Source organism: Acinetobacter sp. BHS4, from assembly GCF_018454425.1.
GTDB classification, from domain to species: Bacteria; Pseudomonadota; Gammaproteobacteria; order Pseudomonadales; family Moraxellaceae; genus Acinetobacter; species Acinetobacter pittii.
Genome location: NZ_CP075323.1, coordinates 1,595,305 through 1,614,884 on the forward strand (window position 1 = coordinate 1,595,305; position 19,580 = coordinate 1,614,884).

The 19,580-nt window shown below is 35.7% G+C and carries 14 protein-coding genes; 5 read left to right on the top strand and 9 right to left on the bottom strand.

The window, feature by feature from the left end:
• The first annotated feature begins 33 nt into the window (after positions 1-33).
• The 4 genes from KIP84_RS07590 (at position 34) to KIP84_RS07600 (ending at position 4,824) form a co-directional block, all read left to right on the top strand.
• Positions 34-1,440, top strand: a complete 1,407-nt coding sequence (locus KIP84_RS07590) for an amino acid permease (RefSeq protein WP_213689640.1) — start codon at positions 34-36, stop codon at positions 1,438-1,440.
• A gap of 7 nt (positions 1,441-1,447) precedes the next feature.
• Positions 1,448-2,194 carry an alpha/beta hydrolase gene (locus tag KIP84_RS07595; protein WP_068563082.1) on the top strand — a complete coding sequence of 249 codons (747 nt, stop codon included), beginning with the start codon at positions 1,448-1,450 and terminating at the stop codon, positions 2,192-2,194.
• A 606-nt stretch (positions 2,195-2,800) separates the two neighbouring features.
• Complete coding sequence (locus KIP84_RS18795; RefSeq protein WP_068563081.1) at positions 2,801-3,058, top strand: DUF6527 family protein; 258 nt, start codon at positions 2,801-2,803, stop codon at positions 3,056-3,058.
• A 584-nt stretch (positions 3,059-3,642) separates the two neighbouring features.
• Complete coding sequence (locus tag KIP84_RS07600; protein ID WP_213689641.1) at positions 3,643-4,824, top strand: S8 family peptidase; 1,182 nt, start codon at positions 3,643-3,645, stop codon at positions 4,822-4,824.
• Positions 4,825-4,865: 41 nt separating this feature from the next.
• On the opposite strand, the gene KIP84_RS07605 is transcribed toward KIP84_RS07600, so the two are convergent.
• The gene (locus tag KIP84_RS07605) at positions 4,866-6,320 is read right to left on the bottom strand and encodes a SulP family inorganic anion transporter (protein ID WP_068563079.1); all 1,455 of its coding nucleotides are present in this window, start codon (positions 6,318-6,320) and stop codon (positions 4,866-4,868) included.
• Between the two features lie 224 nt (positions 6,321-6,544).
• Positions 6,545-7,177 (bottom strand): SOS response-associated peptidase family protein, encoded by a 633-nt coding sequence (locus tag KIP84_RS07610; RefSeq protein ID WP_213689642.1) that lies wholly within the window; start codon positions 7,175-7,177, stop codon positions 6,545-6,547.
• Positions 7,178-7,570: 393 nt separating this feature from the next.
• On the opposite strand from KIP84_RS07610, the gene KIP84_RS07615 reads away from it, so the two are divergent.
• On the top strand, positions 7,571-9,010 hold the full coding sequence (locus KIP84_RS07615) for a glucose/sorbosone family PQQ-dependent dehydrogenase (protein WP_213689643.1): 1,440 nt from the start codon (positions 7,571-7,573) through the stop codon (positions 9,008-9,010).
• Between the two features lie 54 nt (positions 9,011-9,064).
• Here the strand turns inward: KIP84_RS07615 and KIP84_RS07620 are convergent, their stop codons facing one another.
• The 7 genes from KIP84_RS07620 to ptsP all read right to left on the bottom strand — a co-directional run bounded on the left by KIP84_RS07620 (position 9,065) and on the right by ptsP (position 19,557).
• Positions 9,065-9,508 carry a universal stress protein gene (locus tag KIP84_RS07620; RefSeq protein WP_002120966.1) on the bottom strand — a complete coding sequence of 148 codons (444 nt, stop codon included), beginning with the start codon at positions 9,506-9,508 and terminating at the stop codon, positions 9,065-9,067.
• Positions 9,509-9,655: 147 nt separating this feature from the next.
• Complete coding sequence (locus KIP84_RS07625; protein WP_213689644.1) at positions 9,656-11,746, bottom strand: EAL domain-containing protein; 2,091 nt, start codon at positions 11,744-11,746, stop codon at positions 9,656-9,658.
• A 577-nt stretch (positions 11,747-12,323) separates the two neighbouring features.
• Positions 12,324-12,539, bottom strand: coding sequence for a hypothetical protein (locus tag KIP84_RS07630; RefSeq protein WP_002120955.1), 216 nt, complete (start codon positions 12,537-12,539; stop codon positions 12,324-12,326).
• A gap of 195 nt (positions 12,540-12,734) precedes the next feature.
• Positions 12,735-13,199 (bottom strand): MarR family transcriptional regulator, encoded by a 465-nt coding sequence (locus KIP84_RS07635; RefSeq protein WP_002121027.1) that lies wholly within the window; start codon positions 13,197-13,199, stop codon positions 12,735-12,737.
• An 837-nt stretch (positions 13,200-14,036) separates the two neighbouring features.
• A complete protein-coding gene (locus tag KIP84_RS07640; RefSeq protein WP_104074420.1) occupies positions 14,037-15,755 on the bottom strand; it encodes a fructose-specific PTS transporter subunit EIIC in 1,719 nt (572 codons plus the stop codon).
• Complete coding sequence (gene pfkB / locus KIP84_RS07645; RefSeq protein ID WP_213689645.1) at positions 15,742-16,689, bottom strand: 1-phosphofructokinase; 948 nt, start codon at positions 16,687-16,689, stop codon at positions 15,742-15,744. Before pfkB ends, KIP84_RS07640 begins: the two co-directional genes overlap by 14 nt.
• Positions 16,690-16,704: 15 nt before the next feature.
• On the bottom strand, positions 16,705-19,557 hold the full coding sequence (gene ptsP / locus KIP84_RS07650) for a phosphoenolpyruvate--protein phosphotransferase (RefSeq protein ID WP_213689646.1): 2,853 nt from the start codon (positions 19,555-19,557) through the stop codon (positions 16,705-16,707).
• Between the last annotated feature and the right edge of the window lie 23 nt (positions 19,558-19,580).

Genomic DNA, 19,580 nt, shown 5'->3' on the forward strand with positions numbered 1-19,580 from the left:
AGATCAACATTAGAATAATGGCTAGGAGGGCCTATGAGCAGTTTTGATGAAATACAAAATCGAGAAGCGGGTTTACATAAAAAATTATCCGCAAAACAGATGGGAATGATTGCAATTGGTGGAGCGATTGGTACAGGGCTGTTCATGGGAAGCAAGTTCGCAATTAGCTTTGCTGGCCCAGCCGTCATTGTGAGTTATGCCATTGGAGGCTTAATCGCATTTGCTATTATGACTTGTTTGGCTGAGATGACAGTCCAGCACCCTACGTCAGGCTCATTTGGGGCATATGCTGAGCATTATGTAAGTCCGCTTGCTGGGTTTTTAGTCCGTTATTGTTATTGGGCATGTATTGTATTAGCGGTCGGTACAGAAATTACAGCAGTTGCTGACTATATGAAATTATGGTTTCCTCATGTAGGTTCTTGGGTCTGGATTGCGTTTTTCTCGCTGACGTTACTTGTGGTTAATGCATATAGTGTTAAAGCATTCGGGTTGGTTGAATATTGGTTTTCGACAATAAAAGTCTTTGCAATTATTGTATTTATTCTTTTAGCAATTGGTATTTTGACCCAAAGTCATGGAGGAACGAAACAGGTTCTCTCTAATTTAACCGAGCATGGAGGATTTTTCCCTCATGGTTTTAGTGGAGTCTGGATTGGAGTAATCATTTCAATATTTAGTTATTTAAGTATTGAAATGATCGCTGTTGCAGCAGGTGAGGCTAAAGATCCAGAAAGAGCTGTTAAAAAAGCTTTTAAAAGTACGGCAATTCGCTTAATCCTATTTTATTTGCTGTCTTTATTTCTCATTGTGGCACTTGTTCCTTGGACAACTTTAATTGGAGCCGAAGCGACCAGCCCTTTTGTGATGGTGATGAAAATTGTAGGTATTCCATATGCAGACAGTATTTTAAATTTTATTGTAATTGTCGCGGCCTTGTCAGCCATGAATAGTATGCTATATATCTCAACACGTATGCTATTTAGCTTGTCACGAGCAGGTGATGCACCAAAACTGTTTGGTCGTATTAGTCATAATGGCGTACCAATTAACGCATTGCTATTGTCAGCGGTTGGGATTGGTATTGCGAGTATTGTTTATACCATTAATCCGAACTCGGCATTCCCGATCATGATTGCTTTATCTATGTTCGGTGCACTGTTCACTTGGGGCAGTATTTTTGTTACCCATATGTTTTTTAGAAGGAAGATGGCACGAAAAGGAGAACAGTTAAAATTTAAGGTTCCAGCGAGTCAGTTAATCTCCCTGTTAGGTTTAATCGCAATTTTAAGTATTACGATCACAACGTGGTTTACAAATGAATTCAAGTCAACTTTACAGTTTGGAGTCCCATTAGTTGTTGTTCTTACATTTTTCTATTATTTAAAACGTTCATCAGCCAAGCTTGCTTTAAATGCTCATAAAGAATCTTTGAAGTGAGAGACCTATGCGACCATATGATAATTCTAGAACCGTAGCGAATGAACATGAAATATTGGCAGAATTTAAAAGAACAAGCTTGTTGAGCTATCAAAAATTTACCCATATCACAGATATCCAATATGGTCCGAACTCAAGATCAACTTTAGATTTATTCCCATTAGAGCAAGCCAAAAAGACTGTTATTTTTATTCATGGTGGTTATTGGCAATGGTGTGATAAATCAGATTTTGCATTCATTGTAGCGTATGTTCTAGCAAAAGGAGTCCAGTGCGTTCTTTTAGAATATGATTTAGCACCACAAAGTAAAATTTCAGATATTACTTCTCAAGTTAATCAAGCTCTCAATTTTATTCGAGAGCAAGACTGGAAAACTGATGAGGTAGTTTTAATTGGTCATTCGGCAGGGGCGCATCTGGCTGCTTTGTCATTAGGCCATCCACTCATATCCGAGATGGTTTTGCTAAGTGGAATTTATGATCTGGAACCTATACAAAGTACCCATTTAAATCATGCTCTCAATCTTTCAAGCGAAGATATCTTGAAATATAGTCCCGTTCACCAGTCAAAACGAATTACTATTCCATGTTCAATTTTATGTGGTGAACTTGAGCTAGACGAGTTGAAATGGCAAAGCCAAAATTATTTTGAAAATAAAAGAGAGCAAGATCAGGATTTTGTTTCTTTTAAGCTTATTCCTAAAGTTAATCATTATTCTATTTTAGAACACTATTTTAACTCGATATTAATTTAAGTGTTTGAAATAGAATGTAACTGAGTAAAGAAAAACATATTAAACTTATTAGAAGATGAAATGTGAGATAAATCACAACTCAACCTAATTTTTATAAAAATTAAGTATCCTTATTGACCTGACTATAGAACTTAATTAGATTAAAAAGATAGTGCTTTCTCACTAAGCGGCAAAATGTTTAGCTGTTGTTTAGTTGAGTTTCAAGTCCGTAGCTTCCCAAGATGCGGACTTTTTTATTTGATTTTTAAAAACAATTAGATAAATCGAATTTTATTCTTGGATATGGCGATAATATCTATTTAATGATTAATATGAGTTAATCACATAGCCCTCTGCTAAATAAGAAACAAATTAGAATTTGCTTTTCATTATTTAATTGGAATTATCATTTAATTAATGGATTATATAAAATATATTTTACCAAACTAACAAAGTGTGAGATTACACTCGGAAGTTCATGAATTTGTCATATAGGTTAGATAAATTAAAAACAGAAAAATAAAAGAGAGAAGGCTATAGTACATAATTTAATAATATATAGAATCTGTAAATAATTGGTTTAGTCGGCTCTTATGAGTTGGCTTTTTTATTTTTAAAGGAGTGTTAATGAAAGTACAGTATTTCGAAGGAGGCATGTATAAACATATGTGTCCTGCTTGCGGATATCTTCATTATATTCCTGTGCATTATCCTTTCTCTAACGGCAACCAATGGTTTTTTAATAGTAACTTGGAAAAACCGACATTTGATCCCATCATAAGTATAAATGAATATTGTAATTACTTTATTAAAGATGGCTTTATCGAATATAGCGTTAATTGTAGGCATCATTTAGCTGGTTGTAAGATTGAGCTGCAGAACTAAAATTAAAAAAACTATAGAATATATTGATTTTGGTATTTATTAATTATGGCCATTTAAAAGGCTGCACATTTCCTTAATTATCACATATTTTTGCAATATATCTTTACATATTTGATACTGAACACATATAGTTTAAAAAATTGTAAATCTCTTTTAGTTGTAGGCTATATTAGAATTTGCAAGAATTTTCATAACTTACTGTTTTATATTTTTATTTATGGATATCTGGAAATTTTTAAAAAGCTTTAATACAACTGGAACATATCTCATTATTTCCACATTTATATTATTTTTAATGATTATATATTTTTACATTATACATCCCACCTAAACTACATTATAAATAAAGTAAGGTAGTTATTTATTCTAAAATATTTGATTTATTGGTTTATTTGAATTGGTTCTCAATTTTAAATGAAAAAAGATAATAGCATTGTATAGGTCCAAGTTTTATGAAAACATGACGTGGTCATAATATATGGAGAATATAATAAAAATTCCTTTCTAAAGATGTTAATCCCTAAATATAAAGACTGTACTGATCATAACAATGATGTCTAAAGTAAAAAATATGGAGATTTTCTATGAAGTTTTGCCAAGTTTCGACTTTTCTTTTAGCAATAGCGCTGAGTCATTTAACCTATGCTGCACCTGCTACAACTAATTCTGTATTAGGCTCATCTGAAGCAAAAGGAATTATTAAAAATCAATATATTGTTATTCTTAATAAGGATGTGGGTTCTTCTAACGAGTTTGCACAAGGTATTGCTAAACAACATGGTGGGAAGGTATTACAGACCTATGATGCTGTACTTAAAGGATTTGCAATTTATTTACCCGATGTTGCCGGTACTGCTTTTGTTGAAGCAATGAAAAAAAATCCGAAAGTCGTTTCTGTTGAAAATGACACAATCATGAAAATTGATGCCACTACACAAAGTAACCCAGATTGGGGACTAGATCGTATTGACCAAAAAAACTTACCTCTAGATTCAGCCTATTCGTACTTACAAACAGGTTCAGGCACAACCGCTTATATTGTTGATACAGGAATATTGTCTACACATCAACAGTTCTCTGGACGGGTATTAAGTGGCTATACCGCGATATCTGATGGAAATGGCACAAATGACTGTCATGGTCATGGTACACATGTGGCAGGAACAGTTGGTGGTAGTACCTATGGGGTTGCCAAGAATGTAAGCTTAGTACCCATTCGGATTTTAGGATGTGATGGTTCTGGTGCTTCGAGTAATGTGATTGCGGGGCTAGATTGGATATTAAAAAATGGTAAAAAGCCAGCTGTAGTGAATATGTCTTTAGGAGGTGAAGCAAACGCATCTTTAGATAGTGCAGTGGAAAATTTATTTAATAATAGTTATGTAATGGTTGTGGCTGCAGGAAACTCGAATACAGATGCATGTAGTTCTTCTCCTGCCAGAGTAAGTAAGGCAATTACTGTTGCTGCTACAGATAGTACAGATACTCGAGCGAGTTATTCGAATTATGGAAGCTGCGTTGATATTTTTGCGCCTGGAAGCCAGATTAACTCTTCTTGGATTGGGAGTAATACAGCAACTAAAGTTTTGAATGGAACTTCAATGGCTACTCCACATGTTGTCGGTGTCGTAGCTGAAATGTTGCAAAGTACGCCTACTGCAACACCTCAGACAATCTCGAACAATCTTTTAAACCAAGCAAGTAATAATGTGGTAAAAAATCCTTCTGGTAGCCCAAATCGGTTGCTATATAAATCTGCGCAGTAAAAGCAGTTATTTAAATTAGAAAAGGTCCCGAAGGACCTTTTTTAGATTTTTGCATGAGTACCGTATTTATCAATCATGATTGAGCTGGCTTCATTTAAACCGCGAACCGTTACCTGAATACCGTTCTTTTGAAATTTATTCACAACAGAATCTAACATGGCAACTGAGGTCACATCCCAAATATGAGAATGGGTGAGATCAATAATGACTTCTTTAACATCTTCTTTAAAGTTAAAACCTTGCATAAATTTTTCAGATGAACTGAAAAATATTTGACCTTTTAATTCATATAGACGAGCTTGACCCTCGAATGAAGTTTCAATACGAATATCATTTTCAAGTTTATTTGCTAAGAAAAGTGCTGAAAGTAATACCCCAGTTAATACACCTAACGCTAAGTTATGGGTAGCAACTACTACAATAACGGTTGCGATCATAACGACATTACTACTTTTAGGATTATTTTTAAATTGAGTCAGTGAACTCCACTCAAAAGTACTAATTGATACCATAATCATGACGGCAACCAGAGCGGCCATGGGAATAACCTTTAACCAGTCACTTAAAAATACAACGAGAATAAGTAAGAATATACCTGCACAAAAAGTGGATAAGCGTGTGCGACCACCCGATTTTACATTAATCATTGATTGACCAATCATGGCACAACCCGCCATACCTCCCATAAAACCTGAAGCTATATTTGCAATGCCTTGACCTTTACATTCTTGAAATTTATCACTAGATGTATCTGTCATTTCATCAACGATTGTTGCAGTCATCATGGATTCAAGTAGACCAACTGCAGCCAGCGCTAAAGAATATGGAAGAATAATAAGGAGGGTTTCTAAATTTAAAGGAATATTCGGAATTAGAAATATAGGTAACGTATCTGGTAATGATCCCATATCACCCACTGTTCGAACGTCAAATCCTAAAAAAATAGCGAGTAATGTGACCACTACAATACAAATAAGAGGTGAGGGAAAGAACTTTCCAATTTTTGGAATATAGGGGAAAAGGTAAATAATTCCTAAACCAATTGCTACTAGTAAGTAGACATGCCATGTCACATTTACCAATTCTGGTAATTGAGCCATAAAGATGAGAATAGCGAGGGCATTAACGAATCCAATAACCACCGATTTAGAAACAAAACGCATGAGTTTAGCGAGTTTGAAATATCCTGCCAAAATCTGTATAACGCCAGTTAATACTGTTGCTGCAAATAAGTATTGAAGACCATGATCCTTTACAAGCGTTGTCATAACCAAAGCCATTGCGCCTGTAGCCGCCGAAATCATAGCGGGACGACCGCCTACGAAAGAAATAATAACGGCAATACAAAAAGAGGCATATAAACCAACTTTTGGATCTACACCCGCAATAATTGAAAATGCAATTGCTTCTGGAATTAAAGCAAGACCCACAACAAGACCGGAAAGAATATCTGCGCGGACATTAGAGAACCATTGTTCTCGGACATTGGATAACATGAGAAATAGCCTAAGTTCTAAATTTAAAAGGCTAGTGATGTGATATACCAACACAAGCGACTACACCACATCACTAAACAGTGATGAGTTATTTACAATAGATAAGGGTAAATAAACTTAAGGTGGTGTAAGTGTCATAGGTATAGAGAGTTTGAGGCATTTAAAAGTGCCCGAAGAATAGCATAAGTTTTTAAGGCTGACTAACCTAAGTCGACTAAACCGATTTAATCATAATTTTTCATTTTAGCTTTTGGCATTGAGGCAAATTCATTCGCAGGCATATCTAAGAAAAAGTCTTTTGCTTCAGAATGAGTACAGTTGAGCCAATCATTTCTAAGATCATCAGGTATCACAATAACCGAACGCTTTTCATCATCAGGTTTGTGAAATTGTTTCATGAAAGGGTGATGATCAGCATTGATTGTTAATAGCGACATTGATCTAACTTTCTGTTCATCTATAAGTGTTTCTTCATAGATTGCAGCAAGGGTAAAAGGTTGTCGATCTTGACGGAAAATACCATACCAATGAGCTTTTCCATTAATGTATTTAGGTTCATAGATGGCTTCAACAGGAATAAGTGCGAACTGATCATTTAACCAAGCATGTTTAAAAGAGCGCTTTTGTTGTACTGTCTCTGTTCTGGCATTATACGTTGCATATTTGAATGCGATTTCTTTAGCGTAAGGGGGAAGCATTCCAAATTTAGCTTTTCTCCACTCAAGCTCATTTTCATTCGATAAAATGAGTGGGCAATCATCACTTGGGAAAATATCCATCTTATATTCAAAGGTTGGTTCGAATAAATCTAACTGATTGGCATGTATTTTCTTAATAGGTTTAAAGTTTGCACACATAAGACACCTTCGTTGTAAAAATAGCTCTCAATTACAGCTTCTAACTTTTAGTCTTTAGTGATGTATATTTTTATAATTAGAATTGTCTCTTTGAGTATTAATTTTTAACTATCAATTACTTCGTTAATAAATATTTATTTAACTCATGGACATTTCAAAAAAGTTTCAGATATAAAATTAATAGAATAGATAAATCGTATAGTTAAGTTGCTCATCTTAAAGAGAGTTTATTCAGTTTTAATAGCTACTTTTATGCAACAGAGCCTTTCAGAAATTTAGATTTTAATAGATTCGTTATTCATCATAATACAAATCATATAGAGAACTCGTACAAACCAGTGAGTAAAGGTTTAAAAATTCTCGGAAAATTTTGACAATTTATAAGGTGGACACATGAATAAACATTTACTGGCAAAAATTGCTTTATTAGGCGCCGCTCAGGTAGTTACACTCAATTCAGCATTTGCTGATGTTCCTCTTACTCCATCTCAATTTGCTAAAGCGAAAACAGAAAACTTTGACAAAAAAGTTATTCTGTCTAATTTAAATAAGCCGCATGCTTTGTTGTGGGGACCAGATAATCAAATTTGGTTAACTGAGCGAGCAACAGGCAAGATTTTAAGAGTGAATCCAGAGTCGGGGAGTGTAAAAACAGTTTTTCAGGTACCAGAGATTGTCAATGATGCTGATGGTCAAAACGGTTTATTAGGCTTTGCCTTCCATCCTGACTTTAAAAATAATTCTTATATTTATATTTCAGGTACATTTAAAAATCCGAAATCTACAGATAAAGAATTACCGAATCAAACGATTATTCGTCGATATACCTATAACAAGTCAATAGATACGCTCGAGAAGCCAGTAGATTTATTGGCAGGATTACCATCATCGAAAGACCATCAGTCAGGTCGTCTTGTCATTGGGCCAGATCAAAAGATTTATTATACGATTGGTGACCAAGGGCGTAATCAACTTGCTTATTTGTTCTTGCCAAACCAAGCACAACATACGCCAACTCAACAAGAACTCAATGGCAAAGACTATCACACCTATATGGGTAAAGTACTACGCTTAAATCTTGATGGAAGTATTCCAAAGGATAATCCAAGTTTTAATGGGGTGGTTAGCCATATTTATACGCTCGGACATCGTAATCCGCAGGGCTTAGCATTTACTCCAAATGGTAAATTGTTGCAGTCTGAACAAGGCCCAAACTCTGACGATGAAATTAACCTCATTGTCAAAGGTGGCAACTATGGTTGGCCGAATGTAGCAGGTTATAAAGATGATAGTGGCTATGCTTATGCAAACTATTCAGCAGCAGCCAATAAGTCAATTAAGGATTTAGCTCAGAATGGAGTAAAAGTAGCCGCAGGGGTTCCTGTGACGAAAGAATCTGAATGGACTGGTAAAAACTTTGTCCCACCATTAAAAACTTTATATACCGTTCAAGATACCTACAACTATAACGATCCAACTTGTGGAGAGATGACCTACATTTGCTGGCCAACAGTTGCGCCGTCATCTGCCTATGTCTATAAGGGCGGTAAAAAAGCAATTACTGGTTGGGAAAATACATTATTGGTTCCATCTTTAAAACGCGGTGTTATTTTCCGTATTAAGTTAGATCCAACTTATAGCACTACTTATGATGACGCTGTACCGATGTTTAAGAGCAACAACCGTTATCGTGATGTGATTGCAAGTCCAGATGGGAATGTTTTATATGTATTAACTGATACTGCCGGAAATGTCCAAAAAGATGATGGCTCGGTAACAAATACATTAGAAAACCCAGGATCTCTCATTAAGTTTACATATAAGGCTAAGTAATACAGACCATTAAAAAACCGATCTATTAAAGATCGGTTTTTTAGCTTTAGAAAACTATTCAGTTACGACTAATACCGGTAAATGAATTTCTCCTAAAAGGGCTTGAGTCACGCTTCCTAAGAAGAACTTTTTAAACCCTTTTCGCCCATGCGAACCAATCACTAATAAATCTGCTTTTAGCTCATTAGCTGCTTTAATAATTTCTGTGTGGATTGTTTGGCCCTCAACAATTTTTGTTTCAACAGAAATTCCATGTTGGCTAAATTGTTCTTTAGCTTGGTCTAAAATGCTCTGAATCGATGCTCTAGCTTTATTAAAATAATCCTGTGCTAATTCTGTACTATCAATGAACTCTACAGAAATGAAAGGATCTATGGTAAGTGCATATACTAGAGTCACTTTACTGCCAAAGGCCTTAGCAATTGCTGTTGCATGATTGACGGCAATAAGTGAAGTAGGAGAACCATCGACTGGAACCAAGATATGGTGATAACTCATATATTGCTCCTTATTGTCTTATGACAATGTATGGTGCGGAAACACCGAAATTATTATCTTTATGCTTATATTATGAACAGTTTTTAAAAAATTATTGTTTATTTTTAGTATGAATAAAAACTAAAAGGTTCATTAAACATCCTATTTTCAAAGATTGTAATGACTTTCTAAGTAAGGCTGATTTTGTTTAAGTATGGAAATAACCTGAGTAGCATCTATAGCAGATTCAAACAAGAATCCTTGACCTATGCTATAACCAAATTGTCGAAGTAGCTCTTCTTGTTCTGGAGTTTCAATTCCTTCAGCGATAAGCCCAAGTGACAAATTTGGAGCGAGTAAACCAATTGCTTGGACAATCGCATAAATTGATGGGTCATGTTGCATCTTTTGGATAAAGCTGCAATCTACTTTTAAACTATCAATCGGATAATCGCGAATATGGGTTAGCGATGAGAAACCAGTACCAAAGTCATCAAGTGCAATACGTACCCCATGCTGTTTTAATTTATTAAGTGCACGGATCACATATTCCGAGCCTCGGTCGCCTAGCATGTGTTCGGTGACTTCCACTTCAATATAATGCGTCGGTATTTGAAATTGATTAATCTTTTTCAAAAGTCTCTCAGCATAATTATCTCTTAAGAACTCAACTGGTGCAGCATTTAGTGAAACAGGGAGAGGGGTAATACCAAGAGTTATCCATTTGGCGATGTCACGTAGAACTTGGTGTTGCATCGTTTCACCGATCTTACTCGCTAAATTATAATCTTTAAACGCTTCCGCAATTTGTGCAGGGTAGCCTCTTTGAGCTGAGGTTGTATGCCATCTTAATAAAGCTTCAAATCCCACTACACGATGAGTTCTTAAATCTACTTTAGGTTGATAATAAGGCTGGATGGTATGATGGCGAATCAGCTGACGAGCTAAATTAAGCTGAGAAGCGACTGTTTCGGTCATTTGCATCATGCATGGATCATACATGCGAATACCCCCACGACCACGCGCTTTTAGATCATGCAATGCCATATCGGCACAACTAAGCAAACCTGACTGGTCTATGGCATCTTGCGGATAAATTGCGCAGCCAATGCTCATCCCACCATTTAAGACATTTCCTAAATAGGTAATCGGCTGATTTAACTGTTGAAGTAAAATGGCTGCTAACTCTCGGACATCATTTTCAGAATTGAGATTATTAATAATAACCGCAAATTCGTCTCCGCCTAACCGCGCGACAAAGCACTTTTCATCATCTACACAATGACTAAAGCGTTTGGAGAGAACTTTTAATAGATGATCGCCCGCGCTATGCCCTAAAGTATCATTAATATGTTTAAAGTGGTCGAGGTCAATTAAAAGTAACCCTACACTTGTTTGAGTGTCTTTTGAATATGAGAGAGTACGCTTAAGTTGAAATTTAAATGAACGCCGATTATATAATCCGGTCAGTTCATCTCTCTCACTTATATTCCTAAGCTGGTTTTCTGCCAAATGTTGTTGAGTAACATTACGTGAGACACACAGAATTTGTCCAATTTCACCATTTTCCCGATGAATTGGGGTAAGCATATTATCCCAATACTCAGGATCCTGATCTGGTAAACAGCTCATTCCTGCAAATCTAGCAACTTTACCTTGAAGAGCTTTTTTCAAAGCGACTCGACCGCGTTTACGAATGTGCGGTGGTAATAGTTCGAGCCATTTCATTCCAAATTCTGTTTCATCAACAGGTATACCTAAAGCGAGGCATCCTGATTTGTTCATATGAGAAAGTGTGCCGTCTACATTTAAAACTTTAATGCAATCTACACTGATATCTAACATCTGATTTTGTATTTCAATGTTCTTTTGCAAGTTTTGCTGTTCTTGAATATCGTGATCTATATCTAAAAAGCTAACATACCATTCGCTAGTTTGTGAGGAGCTGCGATACTTAGATGCTTGAATCGATAGTTTGCACCATCTATATTGATTTCCAGCTCGTAAAAGTCGACATTTTAATTCGATTCTTTTTTGTAGGCGAATTGCTTCGAGCCATCTGTTTTTGACTTCATCTAAATCGGCAGGATAAATAAAATCTAGCCATTGCTCTGGCAATGGAGAAAAAGTATCCAACCAATATTCTGTACACTCTATATTGCAATATAATATCAAGCCATTTTCATCACTTACCCAAGTTGGAAGTGGAATTTGCTCAACAATAAAATGCTTTTGGGTGTTGTTCGACATTGAAGTCATAACATGCCTAGAAAGATTGTGTTGATTAATCTATTTATTAGCCATTATTGTAATCTTTCTGTAGTAAGCAAAACAGCAAATAATAAATTTTATGTGTATTTTTTTGAACTAAAATTGAGTTATTAAAACTAATATATACTAAAGATTTAATTTATGTTTTTGTTATTTATTAATTTTTATTTATCTTTCTTTAAAAAAATATTTATGCTTATTTTTGTAAAAAACTTATTAAAACAGCAGCTTATAATTATCTCCATATATTTGTCATATTAAAAATAAAACTAAGAAAGTAGAAGGAGTAAAGATAAAAAATAAAGAATTTGATAAATCAAATTTTATTCATAATATAAACAAAGAAGCTCTCAAAAGAGGTTAATTAAATACAATAATCGCTATTAAGTTTACAAAAGTAATATAAAATAATAGCTTGTATTATCGTAAAATTCTTTTTGTCAAAAAGGATATATATTTCCTTTTTGTGCATTTTATAGCCTACATTTTCCCCAAGATGTAGGTTTTTTTATGCATAACTTTTATAGATTTTAATTATAAAAATAAAAAAAGCCAAAATGGCTTTTTATACAGTTTCTGGCTTGTTCAACTGTTGTTGTATGTACAGATTCATATAGTACTGTTCGATATAATCATCAGCATAGTTGTTTGCTAAGGTTTTTGTTGCCACTTGCTCATGTTTTAAATAGCAGTTTGATTCAAGGTCTTTTTCAAGTACCCACCAGCTACGGTTAATACGACGTACCTGAAATTTGTCACTTTTGTATTTTCTTTTAGCCATTTTCCGAAATTTGCTATTCAGTTATTGAAAGAGAATTTCTACTGGAGTTAAGAGCTCAAGTCAACAGATAGAAGGTTAATTGATTATTTTATGTGGGATGCTATTTCTCTCAATATCAAAGTAGAGACATTAAAATAGTTAAGCTCTCATAATGAGAGCTTTAACTATTGCTTATAAATAGATTCTTATTTCATCTTAACGAGAAAGGTTCTTTAAAAGTAATTTTAAACTTTCCATCATTTTTTCTAGCTGTAAGGGAGTAATACCTTCAAAAGACTGCTCAAGTACTACACTTGTTAGATCATTGATCTTGTTGATCATTTCGGTCCCTTTTTCTGTAAGTACTACGCGAGTAATACGACCATCAGTTTGGCAAGAGTAAGTTTCAACCAAACCTTCATCTTTCAAACGATAAACGATTTTTGTGGTAGTCGACATTTTTGAAATAATCATATCTGAAAGTTCAGAAACACTCGCATGGGGCTTGCTGCTTAAAGCCAACATGATGCGTCGACGTGAGTTATCTAAACCATATTTTTTTAAAGCATTATCAATGTTTTGTACATATTGAGCATGTACTTGAGTAATCCAATAATATGGAAAATCTTCAAGAGTAAAAGATTCTGTTGTAGGTAAAAAACGCGCATACTTCTTTGTCATTGACTTTTCCCCATACCTTGGTGGATCGCATTCCTGGTGAACTATCTTTAATAGTTGAAAAATATAGTTTCATCAAGCAAGTTATAGCAGGACTTTACTTGATGAGCAAAAGTTATATAGCTTCATTTAACAATGACATGGTTTAATTGTCCTTATCTTTATAAAGTGTTCCTATAACTTTGCGAACTTTAAATACTCTTCAGCTATAATCAAAGATTATTAAAGGTAAAAACTGTTTAACAAAGCCGTACCTGAAACTCTTTGAGTGGATATGTAAGATTGCATCTAAGCTTGCTTGATCGTTAATTGAACGATGTTGCTTGCAAGGGCATCGTAGAAAAAAAATTATGATTTGAACGTGGCATTGAACGAGAAAGTTTTTGTCTCTAAAGTCATAACTATGAAAAATTAAGATATTTAAATAAAAAATATTTATTTATATCAATCACTTGTATTGTTTTGGTGTTGCCGAAATTTACCATACATTTAACATGAAACATCTATTATTTAGTAAAATAAAATTAGATTTCTATATTAAATAACTGATTTTTATTAATAAATTTCAAATATTATTTGAAATCATAAGCTTTTGAAATAGAGGTATTTTTGTCTATAAATTATAATTTTAATAAATTTTATCCATTAAATCTCAAAAGAGCGAACTCTAACCATAATACTCGCAGGAGAAGTGCCCACACAGATTATGGCAAGAGCTATTCAGATTAAATGATTTAAGTCTCAAAGAAAGTGAATTAAATAGTTTTCAGTTTAAATTTTTATGAGATCAGGCACATATAATTTATAAAAAAGGGAGAATATAAATTCTCCCTTTTTTAATTATGCAGTGGTCACAGCTTTTTCTTCTATTTTTTTCTTAACAATGGCATAGCTTATCCCTGTAACAATACTACCAGCAGCAATTGCAGCAAGATATAACCAAGCATGATTAATCGCATTAGGAATTAAAAGAACAAATACACCGCCGTGAGGAGTAACCAACTCACAATGGAATAAGGCAACGAGTGCTCCAGTCACAGCTCCACCTAAAATACAAGTTGGAATAACACGCATTGGGTCTTTAGCTGCAAAGGGAATAGCACCTTCAGAAATAAAACATAAACCTAATACGAAAGCTGCTTTTCCGGCATCTTTCTCTCCAGTACTAAATTTATTCCTAGCAATGAAAGTTGCAATAGCCATACCAATAGCAGGGACCATGCCGCCTGCCATCGTGGCTGCCATAGGCATATAAGTATTTGTTGTCAGCAGTCCAACAGTAAAAGCGTAGGCTGCTTTATTGATTGGTCCACCTAAATCAATACACATCATGCTTGCTAATATAATTCCCATTAAAACAGCATTTGTTGTACCCATGTTATTTAAGAAATCTTTCATTAGCTCAAAAATATGTGCTACTGGCTGTCCAACCACATAAAACATAATTAGACCAACAAATAATGTGCCTAATAACGGAATAATTAGAATGGGTTTAAGTGCTTCTAAACTAGTTGGAAGTTTAAGTTTTTTAGCGATAAATAGTGCGATATAGCCTGCAAGAAAACCTGAGACAATACCTCCTAAAAAACCTGCTTGTAACTGAGAAGCAAGTAAGCCGCCAATTAAACCAGGTGCGAGGCCAGGACGATCAGCAATCGAGTAGGCGATATAACCAGATAACATTGGAACCATAAGCATAAATGCAGCGGCACCAATTTGTTTTAATATAGCCGGTAAGCTGCCTGCTTGTTCAGCTGCATTAAGGCCAAAGCATAAAGACAGAGCAATTAAAAGACCTCCCGCCACCACCATAGGTAACATATAAGAGACACCCGTTAAGAGATGTTTATATACGCCAACTTTTTCGGTTTTATCTTTGTTTTCTGCAGAAGTTTGTTGCTTACCTTGTTCTAAAACTTGCGCATTACTGATTGCTTCAGCAAACGCTTTATCTGTTTGCTTTAGAGCAAAACCTGTACTACATCGATAAACACGTTTACCTACAAAACGGTCTGTATTAACTTCAATGTCAGTCGCAAGTATGACGATATCGGCATCAGCAATAGCTTGAGGTGATAAGATATTTTTTGCGCCAACGGAACCTTGAGTTTCTACTTGAATGTCATAACCGAGCTTTTCTGCGCCTTGCTGTAAAGCTTCGGCTGCCATAAAAGTATGCGCGACACCCGTAGGACACGCAGTGATCGCAACAAATTTTTTAGCTGTAGTTGCTGATAAGCTATTATCATTTTGCCAGTCTTGAGCAGATTTAAAATGATCTAAAGCAGTTTGAAGAGCTGAATCAGTATCACTTTTGATTTCTTCAATGTTAATGAAAGATAAAGGGCGTGTACCAAAAATATTAAGATTTTTCGGGCGTTGTCCAACAACGATAATTTGGTCAAAGCTTTCATTCACTTCGAATTCATCAAGTGAAATAATGCTATTTTGATAACCCTGTTGGGACGCGACTTGTGCAAGCTTACGAGCTAAAATCAAAGCATTGACTTGCTGTTGCGGACTATTAATAACAAATAATAAACGTTTAGCAGTTGGCATCAGATTCACTCAATGAATTGATTGTTGTTTGGGCTTTTAATTGGTTTAGCTTTTCAGTATTAGGAATACGAAAGCCTACTTGTGTTACAGCGTGACTTGCAATTGCTGTAGCAGTTTTTAATGTTTCTTCAGCAGAGAAGCCACTCAATAAGCCATGAATCATACCTGCTAAAAGAGAGTCACCCGCACCAACTGTACTTTTAACTATTACTTTAGGTGCTGTGGCATGAAGTGGGTGAGTGTCATGTAACCAGTTTACACCGTCTTCACCCATCGAAATAACGACATGTTCAATTTTGGCTAGGTTTTCAAAAAGCATTTTTTGTTCAGCATAGGTTGTAGCAGGAAGCTGATAACTTTCTACTAACTCATCTGTATTTGGTTTAATCATCCATGGCTGACATTCAATGGCAGCAACCAACGCTTTACCACTTGTATCTAGTGCAACTTTTTTCCCTTGCGCTTGAATAAGTTTAATAAGTTGTTTTAACTCATCAACACTAAATCCCTGCGGAAGGCTTCCAGCAATAGCAACCACATCTACCAGAGGCAAAATCATTTCAATTTTTTGGAAGAGGTGCTTCTTATCTAGTTCAGATACGAAAAAACCTTTTCCATTTAAATCCGTCATACGTCCTGAATGTTCAGCAATTTTTATATTTTGGCGAGTTTCACCTTCAATATAAATAAATTCAGGTTGAAATTGAGCTTCTTTAAAATGGTCATCGAAAATCTGTCTGTTTGTTGCTCCTAGAAAACCAGAAACAACAACCTTATGCCCCAAATCTTTTAAAACTTGTGCAATATTTAAACCTTTGCCTGCCGCATGTATTTCTACAGATTCTTGGCGGTTTACTTCACCTATCTGTAACTCATTGAGTTGTATAGTCACATCAATTGCAGGATTTAAAGTAATTGTTAAAACTTTAGCCATTACCATTCCTAATCTTTACATTTCTTGTTCGGATAACTGACGTACAGCAGTAGCGCTATCACATTCAAGTGCACGCTTTGCAAGCACTTGAGCTTGGCTGTAGTTAAGTGTACGAATTTGGGCTTTAACCAAAGGAATACTATTCGGTGACATACTAAGCTCATCCACCCCTAAGCCTATTAGGATGGGCACAGCTTTTGGATCGGCTGCGAGTTCACCACATATACCAACCCATTTGCCATACTTATGTGCAGCTTTTACAGTTTGATCAATCAATTGCAAAATACTTGGGTGTAGCGCATCTGCTTCAGCCGATAGAATAGGGTGTCCACGATCAATGGCTAATGTATATTGAGTTAAGTCATTTGTTCCGATACTGAAAAAGTCCACTTCTTGCGCGAGGATAGGTGCAAGTAAAGCAGCAGAAGGAACTTCAATCATGATCCCAACTTGTAAGTCGGCGCATGGATATGTCGCTTTAACTTCATCAAGAATAGCTTTTGCAGCACGCCATTCTTCTACACGTCCAATCATTGGAAACATAATTCTTAAAGGGCGGTCATCTGCAGCTTTAAGCAGAGCAATAAGTTGTTGACGCAACAGCTCTGGCTGTCTTAGCGTTAAACGAATACCTCTCAATCCTAAAAATGGGTTTTCTTCTTCAGCAATTGGAAGGTAAGGGAGTGGTTTGTCACCACCTACATCTAGCGTACGTACTACGAGGGGACGGCCTGCAAGAGCATCTAAAACGATGCGATAATCTGCTTCTTGGGTAGCTTCACTCGGAGCGCTACTATGGGCCATAAAAACAAGTTCAGTCCTAAGTAGGCCAATTGCTTCGGCACCACATTCTACTGCATGAGGGGTCGCTTGAACTTTTCCTAAATTGGCAGCAATTTCGATTTGGTGTTGATCCAGAGTAATTGCAGGTTCTTGGCTGTGACGTTCAGCTTCTTCACGAATTTTTTTCTGAAGCTCTCGCTCTTGTTTCGCTTGTTCGATTTGTTGAGCATTAGGATTTAAGATAAAAGCTCCGGTATCTCCATTAATTAAAAGAGAACTTTTTTGCTCAATATCTAGTACTTGATCACCAGCGCCAACAATTGCAGGGATACCTAAAGCACGAGCAACAATGGCACTATGAGCGCTTGCACCACCTACGGCGGTCAAAATACCTGCTACACGATCTTTATTAAGGCGGGCTACATCACTTGGTCCGACGTCATACATAATCAATATATAAGGTTCTTTAGGTTCTTCGATGATGACCTCACCGCAGAGTTGAGCCAAAACGCGATCACCAATATCACGTAGGTCTGTCGCACGCTCAGCCAGTAATCGATCTGGTAAAGCTGCTTGCTCTTTGGCTGCTGCTTCAATATGCTCATGCCAAGCAGCAGGAGCAGAAAGATTTAGGTTAATCTTTTGATAAACACCATTAATAAGATCTGGGTCATCAAGCATTTCCAAATGTGCTTGGAAGATTTGCTTAATTTCAGCCACTTCAGATTTTGCAATAACTTGGTGAATATTGTTTTTAACTGCGTGAAGTGCAATATCAAGTTTTTCTTTTTCTGCTTTGACACTTAAGCCCATGCGTTCATATTGGTAAACCTTAGGTTTAATTACATGTACAGGGCCAAAAGCTAAACCGCTTGAAGCAGCAATTCCTGTATTTGCGCTAAGTGGTTTTGAATGGCTTGGGATTTCACTAGATTGCTCTACTTTTATGTCTGAAGATTGTATAGGTTCAACTTCTTCACCTAAGCCTTGTTGCACTGCCAGAATAACTTTATCTAAAGCTTCAACTGCATCCGTTTCTGGTTCAGCAATGAAACGTAAAGTTTGGCCGCGTTTACAACCTAAAGCTAAAAGACGTGTCAAACTTTTAGCTGAAACAAAATTGCCTTCATCTACTGCGACTTGGATATCACCTTGAAAACTTTTGGTTAAGTTTACTAAATGAGTTGCTGGTCGAGCATGTAATCCATGTGCATTAGCGAGTACAACAGAACGGTGGGGCCAATCGGGAATAACATCTGCACCAATGATTTTAGCAATTTCATTTGGTGCTTGTGTTTGGTCTAATTGTGCAACTTGCTCTGGATTAAACAGAATATCAATCAGTCGATTAAATCTCTGGCTATCTAATTGCTCGTTGGCAGCTATACATACTAGGGTATTTAATTTTTTTTCACCTAGCTCTAAAGCATGGCGAGGTTTTACAATGCTGATTGCTGGTTGTTGAACAAACTTACTGCTTGAAATAGACCAGATTTGATCTTGTAGTTGAATAACTTGATCAGGGTCAAGTGAACTTAGAAAACCGCACTTTACGAAATTGTGTTTTTTTAGAATCTGAGATGCAGACCAAAATAAATCTTCAATATCTTGAGATTCAATTTCAGTTTGAATTAAATTTTCATGCAAAGTTAGAGATAATGGTTGAGCTTGTAAGATTTCAATAATTTGTTCAGGTTGTTTAGCATTTTTTACCTGTTCACTTACATCATGCATTAAAGCACGAGTTAATATTTGTAGAACTTGTAAATGTTCATCAGATTTTGCCGCAATAACAACAGCTAAATAAATTCTGTTTTCACCATCCCATATAATTCCTTCTGGAAAATGAGCTAAACGGATACCTGTTTCTAAAATAAATTCGCGAGATTGGGGGGTGCCGTGGGGAATAGCAATACCTTGACCTAAATAGGTGGCACTTTGCTGTTCTCGATTGATGAGTCCTGTAATGTAGTCAGGTGTAACTAACCCATCTTTTACCAATATATCTACTAGACACTGTAATGCATGCTTTTTATCAACAGCATGTTGATTCATATGAATATGTCGAGGCTCTAGTGCTAGCATACTTATCCTTGAACAATTTCTTT